The sequence below is a fragment of the Desulfopila sp. IMCC35006 genome (assembly GCF_005116645.1).
GTDB lineage: Bacteria > Desulfobacterota > Desulfobulbia > Desulfobulbales > Desulfocapsaceae > Desulforhopalus_A.
This window is the reverse complement of record NZ_SWCM01000092.1, coordinates 1-250: the sequence shown is the minus strand read 5'-3', so window position 1 is coordinate 250 and position 250 is coordinate 1. Positions and strand designations below refer to the sequence as shown.

At 42.4% G+C, this 250-nt stretch carries 1 pseudogene; it reads right to left on the bottom strand.

Annotated elements, in window-relative coordinates:
• Positions 1-128: 128 nt before the first annotated feature.
• Positions 129-250 (bottom strand): annotated as a pseudogene (locus FCL47_RS25790) (IS21 family transposase); the annotation flags it as partial.

The following is a 250-nucleotide window of genomic DNA, read 5'->3' as shown; positions in this document are numbered from 1 at the left end:
CGGTGGGCCTTCGCAAAATGTTCAACTGATGCAAAATAATGCGAATGTAGTGCCACTGGAAATATTTAATGGCTGTATGTGTTTATATTTTCTAGATATTATTTTTGCTGTGTTAAACATGGGTTAGTCGGTACACCACCAAAGTACTCCAGCGCCCGTTGATGACATCCCAGAAAGTGTTCCATGGTCTGAGAAACGGTGAACTCTACGTACATCATCCGGCAGTGGCAAAGCACCATGATGAAAAAAC